This window comes from Pedobacter sp. (assembly GCF_035566355.1).
In the GTDB taxonomy this organism is placed as follows: domain Bacteria; phylum Bacteroidota; class Bacteroidia; order Sphingobacteriales; family Sphingobacteriaceae; genus Pedobacter.
Genome location: NZ_DATMRL010000496.1, coordinates 1 through 6,377, shown reverse-complemented (window position 1 = coordinate 6,377; position 6,377 = coordinate 1). Strand labels below are relative to the sequence as shown.

Here is a 6,377-nt window from a genome sequence, read left to right as displayed (position 1 = left end):
TTGCTTTGTTCTTCGAGATCATTATGTAACGTATTTTCGGCTATTTGTAAAACTATAGATTAATCAGCGCAGAAAATGCGGGTTTTACCTCAGAATTTAGCCTGTTGATCTCAATTAACATTTGTTAACATCTGCTTTTTTAAAATTCGCTTCATAATTAAGATATGAAACGAACTATACTACTGCTAATTTTAACAAATCTTTTTAGTTTTTCTTTGATGGCACAGCAAAAGCTAAAAACTACGGCTGTTATTGATGGGTTTTATACCACATCTGTAGATAAGATGCTGGACACAATTGCCGTACAGTGTAAACTGAGAATTATTTACGATCCGGATATGGTGCGGCAGTACAGCGTAACCAATCACTTTTTTAATGAAAAAGTAAAAGATGTACTGGCTGACATCTGTAAATCTAATGGCTTGCGCTATTGGGTAGAACCAGACCAAAGTATTTACATTATCAGATGGCCCGAGGATGTTAACCGTTTAAAGCGGATGGCCAATTCCAAACAGGAAGTGGTCAGGATCGTCGCAAATCCAGTTTCTGTGCGTATTGACAGGTCTGCAGTTGCTGAAAAGCAAATACCATTTACAGTAAGTGGCCGTGTAATTGATCATGCTACAGGAGAATCTCTTCCTTCGGCCATTGTAAAAGTAAGACATTCCAGCATGAGCACTTCGACCAATGCAGATGGTTATTTCACGTTGTTGAATGTACCTTCGGATACTTGTGTTTTAGATGTGAACTACATAGGCTATCAGCCGGATGTTTATGCGCTAAGCCAAAGTAAGAACAGGAAAGATATCGTTATAGGCCTGTTTACATCCGTAAAATCATTGAACGAGGTAGAAATTAAGGATAAAAGAAGTGAGAACGTGATGAGTACCGATAAACGTAGGGTAAGTGTGCTGCAGATTTCTCCGTCCAAGTTAGAAGAGTTACCTAACATAGGAGAGAAGGATATCCTAAGATCCTTTCAATTGATGCCGGGTATCAGTGCGAGTAACGAGTCTTCTTCCGGTGCTTATGTAAGGGGAGGAACTCCAGATCAGAATCTGGTGCTGTTTGATGGTTTTACAGTATATCAGGTAGATCACTTGTACGGTTTCTTTAGTGCATTTAACAGCAATGCAGTTAAAGATGTGACTTTATATAAGGGTGGTTTTTCAGCTAAGTATGGCGGCAGGTTGTCATCTGTTACTGATATTGTAGGAAAAGAGGGGAACAGCAAAGAAACGACCCTGGCCGGAGACTTGAGTTTGCTGAGTGCAAATGTATTTCTGGAAAAACCTCTGAATGATAAATCTACTTTACTATTGGCCTATAGGCGATCTTATCAGGGGCCATTATACAATAAGATCTTTAACAAATTTAACAGCAGCACCACGGTTGCTTCCGGGCCCGGAGGAAATAGAGCAGGAGGTCCTCCGGGCATGGGAGGGGGATTCGGAGGAGGAGGTGCGACAGTAACGGTTCCCTCTTCCTCTTTTTACGACCTCAATGCGAAGTATACCTATGCACCCGATGATAAAAACAGATTTTCCTGGAGCATTTACCAAGGGAACGATAATCTGGACAACAGCAGGGATATTACCTTACCTTCTTTTATCAGCAGTTCGGGAGGAAGCATTAGTAATACCGATAAAACCACTTATGGTAACCTGGGTTCAAGCTTGAAGTGGTCCAGGCGCTGGAATACGAAATTGTATTCCAATACTTTGCTGAGCTATTCTACTTATCACAGTGACCGGGATAACAGCAATACCATAACCATAAAGGACGCCAATGGTGATGATCAGAATGTATCAAACGGGACGTTTGAGAAAAATAACTTAAAGGACTTCAGTTTAAAGTCAGACTGGGAATTGCAGCTGAGCGGGAAATCTAAATTGTTATTTGGAGCTTTTGCTTCCAGGCAAAATGTGTCTTATGAAAATAGTCAGAACGACACCAGTACGCTGATCAATCAGCATGCAAAAGCTTTAACTGGAGGAGCATATGCGGAACTGGAACTAAACCCTACAGAACGACTGCAAATTAAGCCAGGTTTAAGGGAGACCTATTATGATCAAACAGGTAAACTCTACACAGAACCGCGCCTTTCAGCAACCTATACATTGACCGATCGCTTAACGTTAAAGGCGAGCACAGGCAAGTTCTATCAGTTTACCAACCGGGTAATTAAAGAAGATATTCTTGCAGGAAGCCGGGATTTTTGGGTGCTTTCTAATGGAAGTACCATTCCTGTAAGTTCTGCTAACCATTATATTGCAGGGCTTAGTTATGAAACAGACAGATTTCTAATTGATGTGGAGGGTTATTACAAGAAGCTGGACAATCTTTCTGAATACTCGCAGCGGCAAACGGGCAGACGGATGGATGTATCTTCGCTGGAAGAGCATTTCTACAATGGCAGTGGCTATACCCGGGGTGTAGAATTCCTGCTGCAAAAAACTCAGGGTAAATATACCGGCTGGGTGAGTTATACGCTTTCAAAAGCAGTTAATAACTTTGATGTATACGGAGGGGATTTTCCTGCAAGCCAGGATACCCGGCATGAATTTAAGCTGGTTAACTTATACCGGTATGGAAACTGGACCTTTTCGGCTACCTGGATTTTTGCGACCGGAAAACCTTATACCGCACCGTTAACAAGTTATACCATTAATGACTATGCAGGTAACAGCCATACATTTTTGACGATAAGCGCCAAAAACGGGGAGCGCATGCCAGCTTATCACCGTCTTGATGCTGCAGCAACTTATGATCTCATTAAGATTGATAGCAGAAAAACGGGTAGCATTGGTTTCTCCCTTTTCAATATTTACAACAGGTCTAATCTTTGGTATAAACAATACTCGGTGGTCAATAACCAGGTGATCACCTCTAATGTCAATTATCTTGGCTTTACCCCAAATATAACACTTAGCTTAAAATGGAAATAAAGAGTACAAAAACACTGCGTTTTGCATTAATAATTGGTTTGGTATGGACGAGTTGCTGTCTGCTTGCCTGCAAAAAGGACAGCAATTCAGATGCAGATTATGCCCGTCCGGTTGTGGAATCTTACCTGGTTCCGGGAACGGCGGTACAGGTTAAAGTTTATTATCAGAAGTACCTGGAGGATACGCTGTCCTACGGCTTCCCGATAACAGGGTTAAAGCTGAAAATCTCAGATGGTTCTTCTACGGTTCAGCTTACAGAAAGCAAGGAAGGTACTTATGTTTATACCGATACCACATTTATCAGGGCGAAAAAGACCTATACGCTTAATTTCGCTTACACGGATAAAGTCATCAGCGCCCAGACTACAGTTCCGGATAAACCAACTGGCTTTAAGGCATCCGCCACTGAACAATACGTTCCGCCGTTTAGCATGGGTGGCACGCAGGAGACTTTCAAGCCGGTCACGTTTAGCTGGAACAACACGGCATCATGGTATTATATGATGGTCTTGAAGAACGTGGAAGAAAGTCCAACGAAGATCAGCTCCAGGCCTGGAAACAGCAATCTGAATGCTGAAGTCAGCCTTGGCCAAACCTCAAGCTGGCAAACGCAGCAAATGACGTTTAATTATTTGGGTAATTATAAGGTCTTATTGGTACACATCAATAAGGAATATAGTGATGCGCTGAACAACAATGGTGGATCTTCACTTAATTTAACAAATCCATCGACAAATATCACTAATGGTTTGGGTATTTTTACGGCCATGCAGGCAGATACGTTGAACCTGAAAATTTACACCTCGACAAACTAAATGGGTTTGAATAACTTAATGGGTATTTTAAAAACAGAGAGATCCAGAAATTGGTATTGGTTAAATATCCTTTTCCCGCTGGGGATCTGGTCGCTGGTACTTATATTGCCATTTACGTTTAGAATTGGGAATTTTCCGTCTGAGGTGCGAAGTTCAATGTACAAGACGGTGGTGTTATCGAATGTACTGTTGATCATCATCTTTTACGTGCACCATTTTTTAATCTACCCGGTTAAGGAAAAACGACATGGTCTTTATCTGTATGTTCTTTTGCTGGCGGCTATATTCGTCGTTTTTTTATTGATCAATCACTTTTTCTATACGGATTTATCCAGATTTCCAAGACCTGAATTCCCTAAGCCGGGATTTCATAAACCAGGTTTTCCCGGGCAGGGTTTTGGCAGGCGGGGAGGAGACCGGCCACCTAATGTGTTTATGAGTTTGCTGCCTTTTACTTTTGTGATAGTGATGAGTTTTTGCTTCCGCTTGTACAGTGATAAAGTCATTCGTGATAAACAGATTGAAGAACTGGAAAACTTGCATTTGAAAACCGAACTAGAGTTTCTCTCTTCGCAAATCAGCCCGCATTTTATGTTTAATGTATTAAATACATTGGTTTATATGTCCAGGAAGAAACCGGAACTCGTAGAACCTTCTCTGATTAGTCTTTCGCAAATGATGCGGTATATGATCTATGACAGTGATGAAGGGCAGATTACGCTTGCTGATGAAATTGAGTACCTGAAAAATTATACAAATCTGCAATTGCTGCGTTTTGGAGACAGTGTCAGATTTAATTTATACCTCTCTGGCGCTTTTGAACAATATTCAATAGCACCTATGTTGCTCATTCCTTTTGTAGAAAACGCCTTTAAACATGGTACAGGGACACTGGAGGAACCAATCATAGATATTTCTATTATTGTGAATCAAAATCAATTGCTTTTACTGGTTGAAAATGAGATTGCCCCTATAAATCAATCCGTACCGGCACCAGCAGGAAAAGATTCCGGCATCGGTTTGTCCAATGTCCGCCGCAGGCTGGAGCTTCTTTACCCTGGAAGATATTTTTTAGAGACCAGGAAAGAGGATCAACTCTTTAACGTTAAGCTTTTAATTAATTTCTAAGATGAACTGTATCTTAATAGATGATGAAACTCCCGCTTTAAAATTGCTGGAAGATAACGTGAAACAGATTCCATTCTTAAATATTGTAGCTTGTTGCAAGAATCCTGTGCAATTGCTGGATTTGCTTCGGGTGCATCAGGTTGACTTGGTTTTTCTGGATATACAGATGCCTGGAATCAATGGGCTGGAACTTTTGGCCTCTATCAAGCATCCTCCAATGGTTATTATGGTTACGGCTTACCCGGAGTATGCACTGGATGGTTTTAACCTGGATGTGGTGGATTACCTTGTAAAACCGGTGCCTTTTTCCAGGTTTTTAAAGGCTGTTCAGAAAGCCAATGAGCTATATGAGATCAGGCAACCCAAAGCAAGATATGTTCAGCCTGAAAATGATGATATTTTTGTGAATGCAAACTATTCACTTGTTAAAGTGCGAATGCAGGATATTACCTATATAGAGGGTTTAAAGGATTATGTGCGTATTAATCTGGCGGAGGGGAATCCGGTGATTACCCGGATGAGTTTAAAAATGCTGGAGGAGCGCCTGAAGGCCGCGAAATATATGCGGGTACATAAATCTTTTATGATTGCTTTGGATAAGATTGAATCTATTCAGAAAACACATGTAATGGTGGCGGGGGTAGAAATACCGATCAGTGATGCTTACAGACAGGCCTTACAGGCTTATGTTCAGGAAAAGAACTTTTAGTCTTTTTGAAACTTTAGGCTTAAATTAAACCAGAAAAGTAAATGATTTGTATATTTTCAAAATGAAAAATAACACCCCATTTTGGAAGACCTGTAAGACTACGTTTTTTGTTCTTTAAATAGGATTTTGTAGTTAACTTGTTGTTATATTGTTGTTTATGATTGGCCTTTTTTGTTGGGCATTTGGTTTGCAGATTGATTTGTAAAAAAATAAGAAGTTATGTTTCTCATCATCTTAGGTTTACTTGTGATTACAGTAAGCGTTTTTATCGTCAGAGACGATAATCCATTAATCAGATTTAAAAGTATCATTTTAATTGCCGGTATTGTTATGGCTTTTTTGGGTGCAGGCTTGTCTATGTTTAAAGTGATAGATGCCGGTGAAGTAGGCGTAAAGACACTCTATGGAAAGGTGGATAATGACGTGCTGTACAGCGGCCTTAATGTTATTAATCCTTTGGTAAAGGTCACTGCTTTCGACGTCAAAACTCAAAATTACACGATGTCTGGAGTGCACGATGAAGGTAATAAGTCTGGCGATGATGCGATTCGGATCCTGACATCAGATGGGTTGGAAGTGACCATTGACCTTTCTGTTCTTTTTAGTGTTACGCCTAAAGATGCACCCAGGATACTTAAAGAAATTGGTGACGATTACCTGGACAAAATTGTACGTCCCATTACACGAACAGCTATTCGGGACAATGCGGTTTCTTATGAAGCGGTAGCCTTGTACTCCATTAAACGTCAGGAATTTCAGAATAAGATTTTTGCAACA

Annotated in this window: 5 protein-coding genes; all 5 read left to right on the top strand. The window is 40.5% G+C overall.

Annotated features, from left to right (window positions below):
• Positions 1-218: 218 nt before the first annotated feature.
• The gene (locus VNZ46_RS19370) at positions 219-2,948 is read left to right on the top strand and encodes a TonB-dependent receptor (RefSeq protein WP_325561707.1); all 2,730 of its coding nucleotides are present in this window, start codon (positions 219-221) and stop codon (positions 2,946-2,948) included.
• Complete coding sequence (locus VNZ46_RS19365; protein WP_325561705.1) at positions 2,939-3,763, top strand: DUF4249 family protein; 825 nt, start codon at positions 2,939-2,941, stop codon at positions 3,761-3,763. The genes VNZ46_RS19370 and VNZ46_RS19365 overlap by 10 nt, the downstream gene beginning before the upstream one ends.
• A gap of 6 nt (positions 3,764-3,769) precedes the next feature.
• Entirely contained in the window at positions 3,770-4,891 is a 1,122-nt protein-coding gene (locus tag VNZ46_RS19360) for a sensor histidine kinase (protein ID WP_325561703.1), read from the top strand.
• A gap of 1 nt (position 4,892) precedes the next feature.
• On the top strand, positions 4,893-5,600 hold the full coding sequence (locus VNZ46_RS19355) for a LytTR family DNA-binding domain-containing protein (protein WP_325561701.1): 708 nt from the start codon (positions 4,893-4,895) through the stop codon (positions 5,598-5,600).
• A 219-nt stretch (positions 5,601-5,819) separates the two neighbouring features.
• The coding region (locus tag VNZ46_RS19350) for a prohibitin family protein (RefSeq protein WP_325561699.1) at positions 5,820-6,377 on the top strand (558 nt) is incomplete at its 3' end.

What these genes read in the sequence shown, in the direction of transcription:
- VNZ46_RS19370 (WP_325561707.1), top strand. Translation starts at nt 219, where the DNA reads ATGGCACAGCAAAAGCTAAAAACTACGGCTGTTATTGATGGGTTTTAT.
- VNZ46_RS19365 (WP_325561705.1), top strand. Translation starts at nt 2,939, where the DNA reads ATGGAAATAAAGAGTACAAAAACACTGCGTTTTGCATTAATAATTGGT.
- VNZ46_RS19355 (WP_325561701.1), top strand. Translation starts at nt 4,893, where the DNA reads ATGAACTGTATCTTAATAGATGATGAAACTCCCGCTTTAAAATTGCTG.